Origin of the sequence: Mesorhizobium sp. M1E.F.Ca.ET.045.02.1.1 (genome assembly GCF_003952485.1) — a bacterium.
Classification (GTDB): Bacteria; Pseudomonadota; Alphaproteobacteria; order Rhizobiales; family Rhizobiaceae; genus Mesorhizobium.
The window spans coordinates 6406115-6425584 of sequence record NZ_CP034447.1; the positions used below are offsets into that span (position 1 = coordinate 6406115).

Annotated in this window: 16 protein-coding genes and 1 pseudogene; 9 read left to right on the forward strand and 8 right to left on the reverse strand. The window is 62.2% G+C overall.

From position 1 onward, the window contains the following. Nucleotides 1–141: 141 nt before the first annotated feature. Nucleotides 142–633: a DUF995 domain-containing protein gene (locus EJ070_RS31320; RefSeq protein WP_126094806.1), complete on the reverse strand. Its 492-nt coding sequence runs from the start codon at nt 631–633 to the stop codon at nt 142–144. Between the two features lie 475 nt (nt 634–1108). Here EJ070_RS31320 and EJ070_RS31325 point away from each other — a divergent pair, with 475 nt between their 5' ends. Genes EJ070_RS31325 through EJ070_RS31335 form a run of 3 tightly spaced genes read left to right on the forward strand, consistent with a single transcriptional unit; the run spans nt 1109 to nt 4126 of the window. After that, complete coding sequence (locus tag EJ070_RS31325) at nt 1109–2026, forward strand: lysylphosphatidylglycerol synthase domain-containing protein (RefSeq protein WP_126094807.1); 918 nt, start codon at nt 1109–1111, stop codon at nt 2024–2026. Nucleotides 2027–2031: 5 nt separating this feature from the next. After that, nucleotides 2032–3108, forward strand: a complete 1077-nt coding sequence (locus EJ070_RS31330) for a glycosyltransferase family 2 protein (RefSeq protein ID WP_126094808.1) — start codon at nt 2032–2034, stop codon at nt 3106–3108. A 34-nt stretch (nt 3109–3142) separates the two neighbouring features. Then, on the forward strand, nt 3143–4126 hold the full coding sequence (locus EJ070_RS31335) for an NAD-dependent epimerase/dehydratase family protein (RefSeq protein ID WP_126094809.1): 984 nt from the start codon (nt 3143–3145) through the stop codon (nt 4124–4126). 26 nt (nt 4127–4152) lie between these two features. On the opposite strand, the gene EJ070_RS37520 is transcribed toward EJ070_RS31335, so the two are convergent. The 3 genes and pseudogenes from EJ070_RS37520 to EJ070_RS31345 all read right to left on the reverse strand — a co-directional run bounded on the left by EJ070_RS37520 (nt 4153) and on the right by EJ070_RS31345 (nt 6790). Further along, nucleotides 4153–4635 (reverse strand): carbohydrate-binding domain-containing protein, encoded by a 483-nt coding sequence (locus EJ070_RS37520; RefSeq protein WP_348639600.1) that lies wholly within the window; start codon nt 4633–4635, stop codon nt 4153–4155. Between the two features lie 69 nt (nt 4636–4704). Beyond that, nucleotides 4705–5178, reverse strand: a pseudogene (locus EJ070_RS37655) (sulfatase-like hydrolase/transferase); the annotation flags it as partial. Nucleotides 5179–5545: 367 nt separating this feature from the next. After that, a complete protein-coding gene (locus EJ070_RS31345) occupies nt 5546–6790 on the reverse strand; it encodes a sulfatase-like hydrolase/transferase (RefSeq protein ID WP_189350176.1) in 1245 nt (414 codons plus the stop codon). Between EJ070_RS31345 and EJ070_RS36520 the strand changes: the two genes are divergently transcribed. Beyond that, nucleotides 6780–7052 (forward strand): hypothetical protein, encoded by a 273-nt coding sequence (locus EJ070_RS36520; RefSeq protein WP_189350178.1) that lies wholly within the window; start codon nt 6780–6782, stop codon nt 7050–7052. The genes EJ070_RS31345 and EJ070_RS36520 overlap by 11 nt on opposite strands. A 141-nt stretch (nt 7053–7193) precedes the next feature. Here EJ070_RS36520 and EJ070_RS31350 read toward each other — a convergent pair whose 3' ends face one another. Both EJ070_RS31350 and EJ070_RS31355 read right to left on the reverse strand, forming a co-directional pair. Next, nucleotides 7194–7934: a hypothetical protein gene (locus tag EJ070_RS31350; RefSeq protein WP_126094812.1), complete on the reverse strand. Its 741-nt coding sequence runs from the start codon at nt 7932–7934 to the stop codon at nt 7194–7196. Nucleotides 7935–8066: 132 nt separating this feature from the next. Beyond that, entirely contained in the window at nt 8067–8582 is a 516-nt protein-coding gene (locus EJ070_RS31355; protein WP_245464737.1) for a hypothetical protein, read from the reverse strand. 231 nt (nt 8583–8813) lie between these two features. Here EJ070_RS31355 and EJ070_RS31360 point away from each other — a divergent pair, with 231 nt between their 5' ends. Both EJ070_RS31360 and EJ070_RS31365 read left to right on the forward strand, forming a co-directional pair. Continuing rightward, a complete protein-coding gene (locus tag EJ070_RS31360) occupies nt 8814–11516 on the forward strand; it encodes a glycosyltransferase (protein WP_126094813.1) in 2703 nt (900 codons plus the stop codon). Nucleotides 11517–11664: 148 nt separating this feature from the next. After that, nucleotides 11665–11955 carry a hypothetical protein gene (locus EJ070_RS31365; protein WP_126094814.1) on the forward strand — a complete coding sequence of 97 codons (291 nt, stop codon included), beginning with the start codon at nt 11665–11667 and terminating at the stop codon, nt 11953–11955. Nucleotides 11956–11992: 37 nt separating this feature from the next. Here the strand turns inward: EJ070_RS31365 and EJ070_RS31370 are convergent, their stop codons facing one another. Further along, nucleotides 11993–13006: a glycosyltransferase family 2 protein gene (locus EJ070_RS31370; RefSeq protein ID WP_126094815.1), complete on the reverse strand. Its 1014-nt coding sequence runs from the start codon at nt 13004–13006 to the stop codon at nt 11993–11995. A 139-nt stretch (nt 13007–13145) separates the two neighbouring features. Between EJ070_RS31370 and EJ070_RS31375 the strand changes: the two genes are divergently transcribed. Together EJ070_RS31375 and EJ070_RS31380 are read left to right on the forward strand one after the other, a co-directional pair. Further along, nucleotides 13146–16448, forward strand: coding sequence for a DUF6212 domain-containing protein (locus tag EJ070_RS31375; protein ID WP_126094816.1), 3303 nt, complete (start codon nt 13146–13148; stop codon nt 16446–16448). A gap of 87 nt (nt 16449–16535) precedes the next feature. Further along, nucleotides 16536–17312: an OmpA family protein gene (locus tag EJ070_RS31380; RefSeq protein ID WP_126094817.1), complete on the forward strand. Its 777-nt coding sequence runs from the start codon at nt 16536–16538 to the stop codon at nt 17310–17312. A gap of 46 nt (nt 17313–17358) precedes the next feature. Here the strand turns inward: EJ070_RS31380 and EJ070_RS31385 are convergent, their stop codons facing one another. Continuing rightward, nucleotides 17359–18186 carry an AraC family transcriptional regulator gene (locus tag EJ070_RS31385; protein ID WP_126094818.1) on the reverse strand — a complete coding sequence of 276 codons (828 nt, stop codon included), beginning with the start codon at nt 18184–18186 and terminating at the stop codon, nt 17359–17361. Nucleotides 18187–18201: 15 nt separating this feature from the next. Between EJ070_RS31385 and EJ070_RS31390 the strand changes: the two genes are divergently transcribed. Continuing rightward, nucleotides 18202–19467 (forward strand): amidohydrolase, encoded by a 1266-nt coding sequence (locus tag EJ070_RS31390; RefSeq protein ID WP_245464738.1) that lies wholly within the window; start codon nt 18202–18204, stop codon nt 19465–19467. The last annotated feature ends 3 nt before the right edge of the window (nt 19468–19470 follow it).

The window sequence follows — 19470 nt, forward strand, 5'->3', positions numbered from 1 at the left end:
AGGTTTGATCCGCTTAAGGCTTGATGCCTTAAAAGCGCGTCGCGCAAAACGAATTCAGGCGACGCGCTTTTAAGTCTTTGTTTTGATGCATGTCGTTCGCCCAAAACCGCTGCGCACTTTTGGGCGACATGCATTAGCGGTTCAGCTTTTGGAATCGACCAATTTGCGGGTCTTTTCGAAGTCGGCGTCCCGGGTGTCACCCGCCTGGATCTTCTTGAGCTCGTCGGCCGGATCTTCCGAGGCGTGCTTGAAGCTGTACCACCGGCCATCCGGATCCCTGCGCTGCTGGACGGTTCCATTCTGGACGCGATGGCTGAAGCAGGTGCGAACGGGCGTTGCGGCAGAGGCGGTCGAGCGCCAGACGAGATCCATGCACATCTTGCCGTCGTTGCTGAGATGCCATGTGCCCTCGGCGACAGAAGTTGAATCGGGCTTGGACGTGAAGGCCCGCATCTTTCTGTCTTGCGCGAAATAGGCGGCTCCGTCGTCCCAATTCCAGGTGCGGTCCGCATAGAAAAGCTGCAGCTCGAACGCCGTCGGCGTGGTGGCTGCGTGAGCCGGCGCGGGTTCCTGAGCGCCGGCCGCGTGAGCGGCGCCGCAAAGCGCCATCCCCCCACAGGCGAGGATTAGCATCCGGGCGGATCGATCGCGACCCACGCCCCTGGCTGGTTCGGATGGCCATATTTTTCGAGCTGTCTGCACAATGAACGATAACATGCCGATGTCGCCTTTCTTTTCGGCGTCACCACCCAGGCTGGGTCTTCCCCAACATCGCAGTTACCGCCCCCGGGTGTTATTAATGGTCGCCCGAGAAACGGTGTCAACCTTTCGTTGCATAGGCAACAAGAGTGCTTTGCGGACAGTGATCGCGGCCGCGCCAAGCTTGTGGATTTGAGCAAGCCGCTGGTCTATAGGATCAGCCGCCCTTGATGGAAGCGGAGACGTAGAACGGGCCGCAAACCAGGCAAGGCCCGAATTTCGGCGGCCGCACGCCGGACAGGAAACCGGCAAGGCAACCGGCGATGCAAACCGCCCCCGACCGCGCGGAGCATCCTCGAAAAGTGGAGCATTTGCCGTAACGCGGCGGTGGACGCCATCGGAGAATTGGTTGAAGCGAGCGGTATCGATAATCGTCACCCTGGCGCTGCTGGCATGGCTTGCCAGCGACTCGCGCTGGAAGATGGTCGGCGATGCATTTGCCAGCATCACGCCCGGCGCCTTCGCGGCGGTGACGCTGGCGCTGTTCGTCACCTATGTGCTGCGCGCGCTGCGCGTTTGTGACGAATTCCGCGACGAGGTGAACGGCCGCTTCGGCGCCTGCCTGCGCGTCATACTGATCCACAACGCCATGATCAACGTGGTGCCGTTCCGCGGCGGCGAGACCGCCTTCCCGCTGCTGCTTCGCCAGGTGTTCGGCATCTCGATCGTGCGCGCCGGCGCCTCGCTCTTGTGGTTCAGGCTGCAGGATGCCTTCGTCGTCGGCGTGCTTGCCTGCCTTGTGTGGCCGAGCCTCCATCCGGCGCTCCGGGCAGCGGGCATCGCGGCGCTGATTGCCGTCGCCTGGTACCTGCCGCGCTGGGCGCGCGCGCCGCATGACTGGGCCCATCGCGGCAGCATCGTCTCGAAGCTCGGCAAATTGCGCGACATCTTCACCGAGGCCACGGGGCGCTCCCGCTACGGCTGGTGGTGGACAGTGGCCAATTGGACGCTGAAGCTTGCCGTGCAGGGATGGCTGCTCGCGATGCTGCTCGGCACCTCCTTCCAGACCGCCTTTCCCGGCGCTGTCGGAGCCGAGGCCGCGGCCATCCTGCCGGTGCAGGGCGTTGCCGGCTTCGGCACCTACGAGGCGGGCGCCGCGGCGGCGTTGCTCTATTCCGGCATCGCCGTGAAGGACGGCCTGCAGGCGGCGCTGGCACTGCATCTCTTCATCCTCTGCTCGGCCGTCGCCACCGGCGCGATCGCCTGGCTGTTTCCCTCCAAATCGACGCTGCCGGAGAACCCGGCCACGGGACCCGCAAGGAAATGACCGCAATGAACGTGCTTCCCATTCCTGTCTCGGGCCTGCCCGAGGGCGCCGTCATGCCCGAGCACAGGCTTTCCATCGTCATTCCGATGTATAACGAGGCCGACAATGTCGAGCCGCTGCTCATGCGCATCCACCAGGCGATGGAGAACTACAGCCAGCCCTGGGAAGTGGTGCTGGTGGACGACGGCAGCACCGATGCCACGCCGAACGAAATCCGCAGGCTCGCGGCCGAATACGGTCCGCATGTGCATGGCGTGGAACTGGTGCGCAACTTCAAGCAGACCGCGGCCATGCAGGCAGGCCTCGACGCCGCCCGCGGCGACGTCATCGCGACGCTCGACGGCGACCTGCAGAACGACCCGTTCGACATACCGCGCATGGTCTACCGGCTGCTGACCGAGGATCTCGACCTCGTCGCCGGCTGGCGCAAGAACCGCCAGGAAGGTTTCTGGATGCGCAGGCTGCCTTCGCGCATCGCCAACTCGCTGATCGCGCGCGTCACCGGCGTGCGGCTGAAGGATTATGGCTGCAGCCTGAAGGTCTTCCGCGGCAGCGTCATCCGCAGCGTCCGGCTTTATGGCGAAATGCACCGCTTCATCCCGGCGTGGCTGGCGACGGTGACGACGCCGCGCCGCATCGCCCAAGAAGTGGTAACCCATCACGCCCGCATCCACGGGCAGTCGAAATACGGTATCTCGCGCACCTTCCGCGTGGTGCTCGACCTCGTCTTCATGTTCTTCTTCATGCGCTATCGCACCAGGCCCGGCCATTTCTTCGGCGGCATCGGCATCGTGCTCGGCGTGCTCGGTTCGCTGATCCTGACCTATCTATTTGCCCTGAAGGTGTTTTTCGGACAAGATATCGGAACGCGTCCGATGCTGTTCACCGGCTTCTTCCTGGTGATCGCCGGGCTGCAGGCGGTGACATCGGGGGTGCTCGCCGAAATGCTTTCGCGCGTCTATCTCGAGGCGAACGTCTCCCTCGCTTATGTGGCGCGGCCGCAGCCCGCGCATGGCGAAGGCGACGGCTGGCATTGGCCGAGCCCGCCGGCGGGCGCCAAGAAAAGCCGGCGCCGGAAATGATGCCGAACACCCCCTGCCCCAAGGTGAAGATCGCATGACCGTCCTGGTGACCGGAGCCGCCGGCTTCATTGGCAGCCATGTCTGCCAACGCCTTCTGGCTCGCGGCGACGCGGTGATCGGCGTCGACAGCATGAACGCCTACTACGATCCCGCGCTGAAAGCGGCGCGGCTCGCCAGGCTTTCCCCATACAAGGGATTTTCGTTCCATCGGCTCGACATCGCCGAGCCCGGCGCCCTGGCTGGGAAGCTCGAGGGAACGCAGGTCAGCGGCATCGTCCATGTCGGGGCGCAGGCGGGCGTGCGCTACTCGCTCGAAAATCCACGCGCCTATATCCACGCCAACATCGCAGGCCATCTGGAGGTGCTGGAGCTCTACCGCGCCTCGCCCAGCGTCAGGCACCTGGTCTATGCCTCCTCGAGCTCGGTCTATGGCGGCAACACCAAGGTGCCGTTCGCGGAAACCGACCGCGTCGACAATCCGGTGTCGATATATGCCGCGACCAAGAAGGCCGACGAGCTGATCAGCTCGACCTACTCGCATCTCTTCGGCCTGCCGCAGACCGGTTTGCGCTTCTTCACGGTCTACGGTCCATGGGGGCGCCCTGACATGGCCGCCTGGATCTTCACCGAGGCAATGCTGGCCGGCAAGCCGATCCGCGTCTTCAACCATGGCGAGATGTGGCGCGATTTCACCTATGTCGACGACGTCGTCGAGGGCGTGATCGCGGTTCTCGACAAGCCGCCAGGGGCCGGCGTTGAGCGCCACAGGATCTACAACATCGGCAACAGCCAGCCGGTGCATCTCGGCCGCTTCATCGAGACGCTGGAAAACCTGCTTGGCGTCAAGGCGATCCGTGAGGACCTGCCCATGCAGCCTGGCGATGTCGAGAAGACCTATGCCGACACCAGCGCGCTGGAACGCGACTTCGGCTTCAAGCCGAAAGTGTCGATCGAGGAAGGACTGGCGAAGTTCGTCGACTGGTATCGGCACGAATGGCGGCCGGAAGGCAAGAGGTAGGGCATAAGCCGCCGCCGGCCCCTGCCCTACATGCATCCTTCGATGAATGGGCCGCTGACCCATAGCGAGCCATTGGTGTACATGGCGGTCCCGCTGTCGTCGGTGTAGCCATGGGATTGCTCATCGACATGCAGTTTGCCATTGGGCACCAACTGCCCGTTCACCTTGATGCTCTTGATGAAAAGGTTGCGATCGCCGGGCGAGCCGTCTCCGGCCCACTGGTCGTTGATATAGCGAATCTCGATTGACTTTGGATTGGGCGCGCCGCTGAGATCGATGCGGAACGGCCGCGCGTCCATTGCCGCATCGTTCAGTTCCGCCACGCGCTCCTCGCTTGTCGATGCCTTGCTCCCCTTGCCCTGGACGGCGATTTCAGCAAGTCGCTTGCCGTCAACGAGAACGTCGAAGTGAGGCGGACCCTGGTAATCGGTGCCGGCCGCGTCGATCTCCAGAGACATGGCGGTGCAGTGCCCGGCGTCCGTCTCGTTCTCGGCGACAAGGTTTGCCATTCGCCGCTTCTGCGACTGCACCCATCCGGCGATCGGCTGCAAAAGCGCCGTTCGGTCGCTTGAACCGTCGTTGAAGAGGTTCGCCCTCTCCCCGGGATCCGTCCTGAGGTCGTATTCTTCGACCTTGCCGGTGGTCGCGTTGAAAATCACCTTTCGATCGTCTTCGCGATAGCCGAGCAAGGACCCGGCCCAGGGGTTGAAGAAGAAGGTCTTGTTCGGCCGCTGCTCGCTGAACAGGCTGCGTCCCTGCCATTGCTTCGGCAGTGGAAGTCCGAGTACGTCGAAGATCGTCGGGGCGACATCGATAATGCCGCCAACCGGATGCGCGACCTCGTCATGGAAAAGGCGCTTGTTGATCATGATCAGCGGGATGTGGACGTTCTCGTCGTAGATCGCGCTGGCATGGATATACTCGCCATGCTCCCCGAACGCCTCGCCATGATCGCCCAGGATGACGACAAGTGTCGAATCGAGCTTCCCTGACTGCTTCAGCGATTCAAGGATTTCACCGAGCGCCGTGTCGCCGACCTTCAAGGCGTTGAGATAGGCGTTGAATTCTCATCATCGACATAGTGCATCGGCCCCTGTCTTTGGCGGAAGGCGTCATCTTCGAGAACATCGGGCTGTCGGAGAGGGGTGGGTCATCGCGGAACATATGCGAGAAGGCTGCTCCGATCCTTGTTCCAGTCGATGATGGCGTGCAGATCGTTTGTCCATGACCACTGCTCGGTGCTGAGCTGAAGTCGGGGTGGCGCATTTTTGCCCTCGGTAGTCCTGGATAATCCAGTCCCTGTGAGCAAAAACTCGATCCACTTCAAGGATTTCACCGAGCGCCGTGTCGCCGACCTTCAAGGCGTAATGCGTGAATCCATCTCGACATTGCATCGGGCTGTCGGAGTGTGGGAGTGGGTCATCGCCGTGAACATGCCGAAGAAGGCTGCTCCGAATCCTTGTTCATCCAGTCGATGATCGATTGCGCCGTGCAGAGATCGCTGTTGTAGTCCATGTTCTTCCACTGCTCGGTGCTGAGCTTGAAGGTCGGGGTGGCGCATTTTTGCCCTCGGTAGTCCTGGATCACATCCAGTCCCTTGTTGAGCAAAAACTCATCCACTCGCTGGAAGCGGGAATCCGCACTCCAGAAAAACCCGGTTCGAAAATCGTGCTTGGACAGCGTGTTGGAAATCGAATCCAACGGCAGATACGGGTACCTGCTGGTCATCCCGTAGAACGAGATGTCGTTATACATCGAGGTCAGCAGGGAGAATATCGAGTAGTGGGTGGAAGGCGCGTGCGCATAGATGTTGTCGAAGCGGATGGAATCCGCGGCATAGCTCTTGATGTTCGGCGTAATCGGATACTTGCCGCCAAAGGTCTCGATGTACTTTGATGGTACCGACTCCATCATGAAGATCAGCACGTTCTTGATCGGATTTGGTGTCGGCGCCTGGAAGCTTGATGTTTCCGGCGGACGCTCGCCGACGCTGGCGACATCGGGATCATCGGCGCCGGCGCCGATCGCCAGCATGACCGGCGTTGAACTGAACCAGGCCGACTGTACGAAATAAACGAGCGGATTGTCGACCTTCGGCGCCGGCAGCGCTTCCGCGCGCACGTGATAACCGGTAGCGGCCAGCGCCGCGCCGACACACAGGACCAGCGCTATCAGAAACGCCCGGTGACCCGCGGAACTCAGCCGGTGGCCCCACCTGCCTGCGGCGGAGCCGAGGACCAGCACCAAGACGATTGACCCGCCAAGGGTCGCGGCGCCTCGCATATTGAGCGCGTCGCCCATGGCATTCTTGGCGTCGGCATTCTGCAGGAAGTCGCCATAGACCAGCCACTGGAACGTGAATGGCTCACCCAGCATCTTGACGAGATTGATGTTGGCAAACCCCCAAGCCAGCGACACCACGACGACGAGATAGAAGAGGAAGACGATTGCCGCGAAGGCAAGCCTGCTTGCCTTTGCGGCAAAGAGCAGGATCAGCGTTGCCGCCGTCAGTGACGCAACGAGGATCAGATCGTAGTAGCTTGCCGCCAATCCCATGGGGATGGACGCCAGAACGCCCTGAAGTGTCGTTTGCGGATCGAGGATGACGCCCCGGTAGACGCCCAGCAGCAGCCATGACAACAGGCTGGTGCAAATGATGCGCAAGGACATGCGCCTGAAGCGCAGGTTCCGCGTCAAGGCCGTTTTCGTCTTCGATTGCGCCTGGCCGCTTTCGGATCGGCTCGCCGATCCCACATTGCCGCCGATACTCATGCAATTGCCCGCCGCCAGTTTGCGCTCCGGCCACAACCACTGCCGGCAGCTTTCAAACCCACGCTTGCAGAATCAGCCCGGGCCAAAAAAGAGTCAACAAAATCAAGTATGCATTAACCATGTCTCTTCAGAACTGGTTAACCGAACATATTGAAAGACAATTGGTTTCGCTGATTGACGGCGGATAAGGGCGCGCCGGCCGGAATTGGCAAGCCGGCGAATTTCGACGACGACAAGATTGAGCTAGACGGCCTTGGCACTCCGGTTCTCGCCAAACCGGCTTCCCTTCCGGACATCAGCCGAACGCATACAGATCGTCCGTCGAGGCGGCTCTGAAATAGGTTACGAATTCCCAGTAATTCTCGATACGGTCGACGAAAGGCCGCTGCGGCGGCTTCAGGATCTCGGTCTCGAAATGATCCAGGCGCTGGGAACCGCCGAGATAGGCGATGATCGCATTGCCAACCAGCGGATCGCCGATGTCGCTGTAATGGATCGGAAAAAATGGCTGCCGGGTTTCGAACAGCACGGATCTGATCTTCGCGCGAAACAGGTTCAGTTCGCGCAGATAGGCGTTGAACCGGTCTATGTCGAAGTACACCTTTTTCCTCGGACTATCGGACGCGACGGGATCGGAGGCGTGCACCGTCCAGACCCCAGAAGCCTCCGCCTCGAGCAGCGAGACGAAGGACGCGATCGGATTTCTTACAAGCCAGAGCTTCTTGACGCCCTCATCTTCGAGCACGGGGAGTATGGCCGGCCGGGTCTGATCGGGAAATATGTGAAAACCGACAAAGCGCGCCGACGGATCGTCGAAAATCCGCGCGATGAAGCGCTCCGGCTCGGCATCCCGCAGATCGACGCGTTCGCGCGGCAGGTTCATTTTCTCATGGTAGTCATAGCGCAAGCCGACAAAGCCCGGATTGAAGACTTCGCCGTGCAAGACCATGCCGTCATACTGGTTGAGATGGCGATTGAGCGCTTGGGACCCGGTTCTTGGCGAAGCGATCAGCACGAACTTTTGGCAAGACTGCATTCGGACCACGCCCAATCAACAGATGTCTGAAAATACACCAATGGCCGTTCAATTGAGAGCCGTCGCATGAATCGGCAACGGCGGGCGCATGACGCACCCGCCGTCGGATTTATTCCAGCACCGGCTCGAGGATCAGCCGCCACGCAGGCGCGTCGGGCTCAGGCTTGCGATGGTCGTACGCTGCGCGGACGGACAGGTCGGGAGGAAGCGGCTCGCATCCGCGTAAGTCATGGTCGCGATGGAATTCTTCAGCCCACCACGCTTGGCGATCCATCCGCGAACCCAGCCAGGATAGTTCTTCATCATGAAGTTCGCGGCAACCTGATTGCCCCGCGCACCGGCACCATAGGGCAGATGGAAGCCGAACGATGCGTTGCGCGTGACGCATATCTTGCTCTTGGGCATGGACAGATAGAGCGTGCAGGCCGAGTCGCACGCACCATCGAATCGCACAAAGCCGCCGCTGCGCCGCAGCTTCAAGGCACGGATGGCATAGTCGATCACATAGCCACCGCGATCGCCGCTGATCGTCTTGACGTTGGCGGTGCCGAGACTGATGCGCGGACGCAGCAATTCCCCTGCAGAGCTCGTTGAGACCATCGCGCCCATCAGACCGAGCGCAGCGAGAAACTTCACCGTCGTTTTCATTTGCGCCTCCTGCTATGCCGTGAACGATTAGCCGGGACGCGTAAAGATTGGTTATGCCGTGTCGCTAAACTTGTAACAGTCGATTGATTGTACAGCCTTTTTAGGGACCGCTTGATGGTCTTGGTTTACCAACGGCGCAGAAGGATGATCACCGAAAAGTAAACCAGGGATGGTCAAAAGGCACAGAAGCGGAAGAACGCTGCTTATGAATTTGGGGCAGAGGAACCGGCAATGGCCATTGGGAGCAAGCTGAGGAAGCCGTCGAAGCCGCAAGGCGGTCGTCGCCGCATCTTGGTGGTGACGCAAGCGATCCGGCTCGACGTCGACATCGACGACGCCACGGCGCCCGGCGAACTTGCCAGGCTGTTCGCCGAGGACGGAGACGACGTCATCCTGCTGTGGGTTGTCGGCCGGGATGTGCCGTCTGCCGACGAGGTGGCAGCGTACCGCTCGGAATTCGAGGCCGCCTCGGTCAAACTGGAGGTTCTCGACAGGTCCGATCAACTGCTCCCTTCGCTGGCGACGCCCGAGAGCCGCTCCGCGGCGTTGCTGCATTACCTCGAACGGTCCAATCACGATCTGGTCTACGCGCCCCTCGAGGGCGGATTGGCTTATTACACGCTGCTGGCGGCCGAAACCGGGGCCTTCGCGCCTCCGCCGATCATTGTCTTCGCCAACGCTCCGGAGGAATGGGCGCGCGAAGCCGACAAGGCCTTCATGGGAAGCACCGAGGCGATCGCCATCGCCTATATGGAAAAATACTGCGCGGAGATGGCAGGCCGGACGATCTGTGCCTCCGCCACGCTGCGCAAGTGGATGCTGTCGAAAGGCTGGAAGGTCCGCAAGGCGGCGGTGATGCCGATGTTGCCGCTGTCCGCCGGCATCGGCCGGGCCGGTGCGCGGCCGGCGCCCAAAAGCGGACCTGTGCGAGAGCTCGCCGTCTTCTCCACGGCGCGGTTTCGTGATGGCCTGACGCTGCTTTGCGATGCGCTGGACTTGCTCGCGCCGTCGGCGCCCCCAGGCCTGACCCTTACGGCGTTTGCTCCCTTCGGCAAGATCATGGGCGAGCACAGCGGCGGACTGCTTCTGCGCCGGGCCGAGAAATGGCCGTTCAAGCTCAAGATTTTGCCCGCCGCGGATCTGGATGCGAAGCTCGACTACGTCCAGCGCAACGGTGCGTTGGCGGTCATCCCTTCGCTTGCCGCATCGACAGGCGCCGCCGTCGCCACCTGTATCGCGGCGGGATTGCCGTTCGTTGCCACCAACGCCGGCGCCAATGCCGAGGCGTGGAACGCAGAGGCGGAGCAGCCTCGATTGGTCGAGCCTGACGCCGGCCAGTTGGCCCGCTCGATCCTGGCCGCGCTCGGCAGCCCGCCCCGCCCGCGGCGGATAGACGTTTCTGGTCATTGTCGGCAGGCCTGGCTCGCCACACGCAATCCGCCGGCATCGGCCGTACGCCGGCGCGTTGGCAAGCGCGCCGGTCCGGCGCCGCTGGTTTCGATCGTCATGGCCCATCGCAACCGGCCGCTCTATCTGAAACAGGCGATCGCGGCGATCGAAGCGCAAACCTACGACCGGCTGGAACTAGTGCTGGTCGATGACGGAAGCGACCAGGATGAAGCTAGGCGGTTGCTGGATGCGCTGGAGCCGGCCTTCCGTCAGCGCCGATGGAAGATCTTGCGCCGGCCGCACAAACACCTTGGCGCCGCGCGAAACGCCGGTGTCCGCGCCGCGCGTGGCGAGTTGATCCTGTTCGCGGATGATGACAACGCGCTTTTTCCAGAGGCCGTCGACCAGTTCGTCCGCGCCATGACGGCATCTGGAGCGGATATCTGCACCGCCTTCCAACTGATCTTCTACGAGGATTTCGTTCCCGCGGACCGGGCGGACGGGCTGATCCAATACTTGCCGCTCGGCGGCCCCGACGCTCTCGGCCTGATCCACAATGTCTATGGCGATGCCAATGCAATGGTGCGCCGAGAGGTTTTCTCACAGATCGGGTTTCTGATCGAAGAGCCTGGCTATGCCATGCACGACTGGGAATTCTTCGCGCGAGCTTCCCTTGCCGGGCTGAGGATCCGGCCGATTCCGAAGCCGCTTTACTGGTATCGCTCGAAGCCGGACGGAATGTTCCGGACCTCGAACTGGTACGACAATCGCCGTCCCATCATCGAGGCGTTCAGGTCGGGCCGATTCGACGACGCCGGGCTGCTGTATCAGCTTGCCATCGCCCAGAACACGGCACGATCCGAAATCGAAAGCGCGCGCGAAAACCTGAGATATACCCCCGCCTATCGAAAGTATCTCGAACTCTGCGATCTCGAACCGAACAGCGATGCGGCCATCGGAAGCCTCGCCGCCATCGCCCTGGCGACCGGGCGTCCCGATACCGCGGCGACCTTGCTTGAGGGGGACGCAGCCAGGACCAGTGAGGACACTCCAGACGAGGCCGATGGAGCCGACGGCTCACGCAGCCTCGCCTTTCAAGCGCTGAGGAGCGCTAGGCTTCTCACGCCGCGCGTCTGCGATCTTCCATTGCTCCTGGTGGCGCGGGACGATGGCGGGATATTCCTGCGACCGCATCTGGACGGGCCAGTCGCGGCGTCGCTCGATCAACAATTTCCACCCTTCTTCCGCAGGCTGGAGGCAGCAGTGGAAGTCGCGCATTCCAACGCGCCGGCAATCGACTTCGGCCTTGCCCTCGCCCGCCCCGACTGGATCATCGACTGGCAGCAGGACATCGCTCGGCAAACCATCGCTTTTTCCGGATGGACGGCCGTTCGGGACAAGTTCGCGCGCCACCGCCTGGTGGCGTCGCTTCGCGTGCGGCACAAAACGCCGCTCTCGATCATTCTGGCGGTTCGTTTCGCGGAAACTCCCAACGGTTTTCCAACCAATGCCTTCTTTCGAAAGCTGACGCTTTTCAGCGATTGAGCGCTGCCCGAGACCCATGCTGCCGCGGTTAAGGTTAACCCGGCTTGGCGCTCCACACTCACCCCGATAACCTCCCGTTATGGTTGACAAATTATTAACCGGTTATATTATTAAGGTTTATGGGGCATGTGGTGGAAAGGGGTTTGTCATGCGTAAGATCCAGTCGCTGCTGTTGGGCGGACTTAGCATTCTGGGCGTGAGCGTCGCTTTTTCCAACGCGGCGCAGGCACAAATCGAAGTTGCTCCGGTCAAGGAAGCCGAGCTCGCTTGCGAGCAGGCCCTCAAGATCGGCACGATCGAGGCGCTCGAGGACTATTTGCACCGTTATCCGAACGCGCCGACGGCTTGCAAGGCGCTGGCCCTCAACAGCCTGGCGCAGTTTTCGGCAGATGGCGGCAGCAACGGCAACGGCGACGGTGGACACCGCTACGGCGGTTAAACACCAGCGGCCTCTTCCGACTCATCAGATCGCCAGCTCAGGTGGCCGCGGTTTCCTCTGACCGCGGCTTGGTCGTTTTCGCGACGTATTCGGCGTAGCGGTCCGAGGATTTCATCCAGCCAAGTTCCACGAGCTGCGCGCTGTCGCCGCGATAGTGGACAGACCGGCTGTTTCGAAGCGACAATTTCGGATCGCGTTCCAGTGCTTCCATGTAGGCAGCGCGCTCCTCAAGCGTCTTTTCCTTGAGTTGCGCATTCTCGCCCAGGGAAGATGCCGATTTCTGCTGAAAGCCCCAGATGAATTTGAAATGCAGCAGCGCGATGCGAAGTTCGCTGAAACGAACCTCGCTGATCGTATGTTGCGCCGCATGGTAGTGCGTGCTCCTGCCCCATCGCACGATCGGCACCTTGGTCAGGCACGGAGGGAAAGTCTGCTTGAACCGGCCGTGCCAGAAGGCACGTTCCCTCACGCCGCCGAACATCTGCTCGGGCGGATAAAGACCGTCGCGCGCGCGCAGCCACCCAGGCTCCGGATCGAAATAAGGCGACGCCTCGACAAGAGGGCTTTTGCCGTCATAGCTGCATTCCGCCAGCGGCCCGTCGGCATACATGTCGATCATCGAGCCGATCACAGCCTCGGCGCCGGTCGAGTCCAGATAGCCGCAAAGCCGGCGCAGGTTCACACGCTCGAAATCGGGATAGACGAGCAGTTCGTCGGCATCGACCGATAGGCACCAGTGGCCGGAGCCGAACACGCGCATCAGCGTGTTGATCCATCGCGGCGGAGTGATGTTCTCCGCGAAATGCGACCCTTCGGTGTGAAAGCAATGGCTGTCCGGCTGCGCCAGTATCAGCTCACGCGTTCCATCCGTTGAGCCGTTGTCCAGGAAGAAGAAGCGGTCGACGCCGAGGCTGCGATAGTGATCGAGAAGATGCGGCAGCAACGTCGCTTCGTTGCGCAGTCCCACAAAGCACAGGATCTCGCCTTTGCTCACATCGATAGGCCGATCGTCCAGCCTTTCGAGGTGTTTTGGAGACCGATGGATGGGCATCCGAGCGTTGATCCGGGTTACGCGAATGCGGGTGCGATATGGGTAAGCCGATTATCCCCGCGAGACAATTATCAAAGTGTTATCCTACTCTTTGCAAGACTGTCTCGACCCGCTGCGGCTGATGATCGAGGGGGACTGATTGAGCATTGGTTCTAAGGCAGGCGCGATTGCTGCGCGCAAGCGACAGGCAAGCCAGAAGCCCCGGAATGTGTGTGTCGTCTCGGAGGTCGCGTTCGGCTCGACGGTGACCGCCGATCCCGGCTCGGCGACCTACGCGCTGGCGCAGCATCTGGCGAAGATCGGTGACACGGTCACGCTGCTATGGGTGGCAAACCCACTCGGCAGCCAACCCGACGAGCAGGAGATCGCGAGGCTCGCCAAATGGTGCTTCGATAATTTCCTGGTGCGGCTCGAACTGCTGCCGTCATCGCCCGAATTGCTGCGCGGAATGGAGTCGAGCGACAAGAATTCTGTAGCCGTCTATCATTACCTCAAGCAGAACGCTTTCGACGTCGTCTATTTTTCGCTCGAGGGCGGACTGGCGCACTTCCCGACCGTCGCCAAGCGCACGGGGGTGTTTCCCGATCCTCCCGTGCTCGTGGTGCTCGCGCACGAGCCACTGATGTGGAAACTGGAGGCGAATGCCCGGGCGGTCGAGCGTAAGGAGCAGATGACCGTCGCGCATATGGAAAGGATGTCGGCGGAAACCTGCGACCATATCGTCGTAACCGGCCAGTCTTTGCTCGACTGGATGACCAAGGCGGGCTGGAAGCTGCCCGCCAGCCGGCACATCGCGACGCCGCTTGAGCCTGAGGAGTGGCGTTCGGACTTCACCCTCGACCGCTACAGGCCACGAGACCGGCCGACTGCGGAAGTGGTGCACTTTTCAGGCACGGAAGCGCGCAGCGGACTGACGCTGTTCTGCGACGCGCTCGATCGCCTGGCCGACGCCAGCGTGACCGACATCGCCGTGACGGTCGTCGGAGCGTTTGGGCATGTGCTCGGCGAGCACTCGGGCGGCATGATCGTTCGGCGGGCTCGACAATGGCCGTTCAAACTGAAGCTCCTGCCCATCCGGGACGTGCCGGAAATCTTCCGTTACCTACGGCAGAGTCGTGCGCTGGTGGCAATCACCCATTCGGCCGCGCAACTTCCGCTGGATGTCGTGGCGTGCCTCGACGAGGAGATTCCGTTCATCGCGACGGATGTCGGCAGCGTGCGTGACCTGCTCCATCCGAAATCCGCCGACGCCGTCATGATGGAGGCGTCGCCTTCCGGGATCGCGGCCAAGATCGCTTCAACGCTGGAGAGCCCCTCGTTCCGCCCTGCAAAGCCGCTGCAGAACCGCGACGCACGCGAAAAGGCCTGGAGCAAGCTGCACGCCAAACTGTGCCGGCAGCCCGGCAAGGCCGCCGGCCGCGGCCGAGGCGCTCTGCCGCTCGTTTCGATCATCACGGCGCATTACAATCGGGCGCGCCTGCTGCCGCAGGCGATTGCCTCGGTTCGGCGCCAGGACTACCCCAACATCGAATTGATCGTCGTCGATGACGGCAGCACGGATCCGGAGGCAATCGAGCTGCTGGCGGAACTGGAGCCCGAATTCAAGCGGCGCGGCTGGCGCATCATCCGGCAGAAGAATGGTTTCCTCGGCAAGGCACGCAACACCGGAATTCGAGCCGCGAAGGGTTCGTTGATCCTGTTCCTGGATGACGACAACGCACTGTTTCCGAATGCGGTCAGCACATTCGTCGCCGGTGTGCAAAAGTCCGGCGCCGACATCTGCACGACCTTTGCCAAGTGGCTCAATGAGCCCTTCGTGCCGCCGGACACCAAAAGCGGCTATATGCTCTATTTTCCGGTCGGCGGCCCTCCGGACATCGCCCTGATCACCAATCCCTATGGCGATGCCAATGCGATGTTCCGGCGTGAGGTGTTCGACAAGGTAGGGTACCTCAACGAGGAGCGCGGCTTTTCGGCGAGCGACTGGGAGTTCTTCCTGCGCGCCGATCTGGCAGGTCTCACGATCGTCACGATCCCGGAGCCGCTCTACTGGTACCGCTCCTCGCCGACGGGCATGAACCGGAATGCAGAATGGCTGAGGAACCGCAGGCCGATCATCAATGTGTTCCGAAAGCACAAATTCGCGCACACCGACATGTTCGTGCAGCTTGGCATCAGCTCGAACACCGCCGATCATGAAAAGGAACTCAACCTCTGGAACCTGGAACTGCGCGTCAAGGATGATCGTTATCTGCGGCTAAGCTCGGCCCCCGCCAATTCCACCGACGCGATGCAGTTGCTGGCCGAGATTGCGGCGCGCGAAGGCAGGCCCGATACGGCGATTTCGCTTCTCGCCCATTCCGGGCGATCGGACTTCACGCTGGGTGTCGTCGACCTGCTCGACGCGACGGCCGAGGACACCGTGCCGGAACTGTATTCCGCGCTTCAGCGCGAGCGATACCTCCCGGCCGAGGTCCTGCGCCTTGCCCATGTCGGCTCGTATCCGGATGCCGATCCCGATCTGTTGACCTATGTCGAACAATCGCCGGACCAACTGTTCGTCCAGGCCAAGGGCAATATTGTCTCAATGGCTTTGCTGAAGGGCGTCTGCCCACCCGGCACAGTCGGCGCGGATTGCTGGGTCTACCTCGACGAAGCATTGACCGGGCCGGCGCAGTTTCAGATCGCGATCGTCGATGCGGAAAACCGGACTTTCAGCGATCTCGCTCGGCTCCTCGAAAATGGCGATGGAAGCGGCTGGGCCGATGTCAGCCGCCCGCATGAACCCCGCGAGATCATGGCGAGCGTCGACACGCCGGCATCAGCCAGGCGCGATTTGCTGCTTGCCGTCAGATGTGGCGGCAATCGGCCCGACGCGCCGGTGCTCGGCGGTTTTTCAAGCATCAAGATCCGCAGTGTCGTCTCGCCCGACGCGAGGCGCCCACGCCTCAACGCGCCGCAATCGCGCCAACGCACGCGGCGGCTGACAGGCGAGGAACTGAAGCATTCGACGCTCGTGACGAATTATCCCTCCGAACTGCCGTTGCTTCTCGTCGCTGGCGACAATGGCGGCATATTCCTGCGGCCGAGCACGCATGGCCCGGTCGTAGCCGCGCTCAACGCCGCTTTTCCGGCATTTGCCAGGAGCGCCATCGCGACGGTGGAGATGGCCCACGAGGAGGCGTCGCCGTTCGAGTTCGCCATGGCTCTCGGCAGGCCGGAGGAAAAACTCGTTTGGAACCGCGACGCTCCCGTCGGCGCCTTGGCGTTCTCCGGATGGACACGGGTTTCGAAACCTTTCGAGCTGCATGACCTGAAGGTTTCCATCCGGGAAATCGATCGCAAATGGCTGACGATCTATCTGGCGATCCGGCTGCCGCGCGGTTCGAAACCCATGCCGTCCAACGCCTTCTGGCGCAAGCTGTTGCTCGTGTGGGATTGAGGCGGGCGAGGCAGTCGCGCGAACGTTACTTGGCAGCACCAAGAACTGCGGTAATAGACGGGGTCGTCCTGGGGAGGTATCTTGAAGATGAAGTCTGTATTCAGCCTCATCCTGGCGATTTTTATCGTCGCTGGCAGCGCGGCTTCGTTCAAAGCGACCGCCCAGGAACGTGACGTCGGGCCGAAATGCACCCAATGGAATTCGTACCGTGTCCTGTTCAAGAAGGGCGAAGGAAAGATTTCGGACGAAACCGCCAATTCGCTGGCGGCGTTCCTGAAAGACAGCGGGCGCGATTGCGGCTACAGGCTTTACGCGACGGCGAGCAAAGAAGGCAATTACACCAAGGCCGATGGCATAGCCGGCCGCAGGCTCGACGCGACCAAGGATTTTCTCAAGACGCAAGGTGTGAAACCCGAAATGGTGCTGGCGCTTTCGCACTGGGTCGATGACAGCGCCGCGGATACGAAACAGGCGCGGAGTGCGATTCTGTACGCGCTTCCGAAGCAAGGAATCTCCTGCCGGCAGTATGAGAAAAGGAGTCCTCTGCAGGTCCCCATGTTCTTCGACAGCCAGTCTCTTGTGATTTCGCCGCAGGTCAAAAGTGACCTCGAGAAATTTGCCACCAGCATCAAAGACACGCGCTGCAACGTGGAATTGACAGCGATGGCAGCGAAGGAATTCACCGGCGCGAACACCGCGAAGACGAACAAGGACCTGGCCAAGCAGCGCGTCAAGGCGATCATGGACATCCTAACCGCCGCCGGCATCGACAGCGACCGGCTCATCGACACGCATGTGGACTATGTCGGCGACAAGAAGCCGAACACCGCCAAGAATCGTCTGGCCACGGCGTCGCTGATGTAGCGCGCCGGCCGCCGGCGCAACGCCGGTACAACGTGCCGCGCGACGCTCACGCCGCGGCGCGCCAGGCGCCGGGCGCAAGTCCCTTGATCGCCTTGAACACCCTGGTGAGATGGCTCTGGTCGGCGAAGCCGGTCGCCGCGGCGATCTCGGCCAGCGGCATGTCGGTTTTGATCAGCGCCGAGGCGGCGCGGATACGGCGGTCGCGCAGATATTGTCCAGGCGTCATGCCGGCGGCGCGGTGGAAATCGCGGATGACCTGGAAGCGGGTGACCCCGGCCGTCGCCGCCAATCGAGCGAGATCGAAGCCGGCAGAAAGATCTTCGGCAATCAGCTCGCCATAGAGGCGGAAGCGCTGCGCCGTTTCACCGCCATCCGAAGCGCGATCGCGGACCTTGCGGTCGCCGAAGCGGCTGGCCAGTTCGCGCAGCGCCATGAGCATGGCCGCTTCCTGCTCGAGCTTCCCGGCCAGGCGATGCGCCTTCACGAAGGCCCACGCCAGTTCCGGCGCCTCGACAATGCCCTCGCTGAACATCGGCAATCGCGACTGCTCGATATCCTCGGCGATCTCGGCCATCAGCGCGACGTCGGGATAGCAGGTGCGGTAGGCCCAGCCGGCGGGAGCGCCTTTCTCGCCGTCATGCGGCTCTTCCGGATTGACGATGATGATCGAGCCCGCCGGCGCCAGATGCTGGCGGCGGCCGATCCTCAGCTTCTCGACGCCGGCCACCACGACGCCGAACACCCAGGTCGGATGCGTGTGCAGCGCGTAGGCATGGTCGCGGTAGCGGGCGGCGAGCATTTCCAGGCCGCCAAGGCCCTCATGCCTGGTCAGCCTTGCTGCTTCGCGCTCCCTTTGCTCGCCGGCATCGCTCATGGCCAGCAGCCTTTCTTGAAACCGTCCTGCCCGTCAATCCCGTTCAAGACGGAAGCCGAAGGCATCGGCAACATCGCCGCAATCGAGAGCGGAGACACGACGATGCAGAACAACGACAGGATAGCGGCGATCGTGCCGGAGGTGATCGGCTGGCGGCAGGCGATCCACGCCAATCCGGAGCTCGGCTTTGCCGAGCACGAGACAGCGGCTTTCGTCGCGGCGAAGCTGAAGGAATTCGGCCTTGCGGTTCACACCGATGTCAGCGCCACCGCGGTGGTGGCGACGCTGACGAAAGGCAGGGGCGGCAAGGCCATCGCGTTGCGCGCCGAGCTGGACGCGCTGCCGATCAGGGAAGCCGCCAATGTCGCCTACGCCTCGCGCAAGGACGGCGTCATGCATGCCTGCGGCCATGACGGCCATACCGCCATGCTGCTCGGCGCGGCGAAATTGCTGGCCGAGGACGAGGACTTCGACGGCACGGTGGTGTTTGTCTTCCAGCCGGCCGAGGAAGTGCTCGGCGGCGGCAAGAAGATGATCGAGGACGGGCTGCTGAAGCGCTTTCCGGTCGATCAGGTGTTTGCGGTGCATAACTGGCCGGGTTTTCCGGAAGGCCATATCGGCGTGCGCGCCGGACCGCAGATGGCGGCGGTCGACGATTTCGAGATCGTCTTTCGCGGCAGCGGCTGCCACGCGGCGATGCCGCATCTGGGCGACGATCCGCTGCTGGCCGCCGCAAGCTTCGTGACAGCGATCCAGCGGCTGGTTTCCCGCAGCGTCGATCCGCTGTCGCCGGCCGTATTGTCTGTGACGCAGATCCATGGCGGCCGCTTCAATAATTTCGTCCCGGGCGAAGTGAAGGTCGAAGGCACCTGCCGCTTCTACGACCGCGCGCTCTCGGACCATTGCGCGGCCGAGATCGAGCGCGTGGCGCGCTCCACGGCAGCGATCCACGGTGTCAGCGCCGAACTGTCCTATAAGCGCGGCTATCCACCGGTGGTGAACCCGGCGAACGGAGCGGCACTCGCAGCCTTGGCCGGCTCGGACACGGTTGGTGCGGAACACGTCTCGACCGAGTTCCAGCCCAGCATGGGCTGCGAGGATTTCGCTTTCCTGCTGCAGGGCGTCGGCGACGGCGCCTATGTCTGGATCGGCGCCGGCGATGTCGGCCCCGGCGCCGGGCTGCATGGCGACCGCTTCGTCTTCAACGACGCCATCATCCCGATCGGCATCCGCTTCTTCCTCAATGTCGTCCAGCGCGCGCTGCCGGTCGGCGGGAGGTAGCGC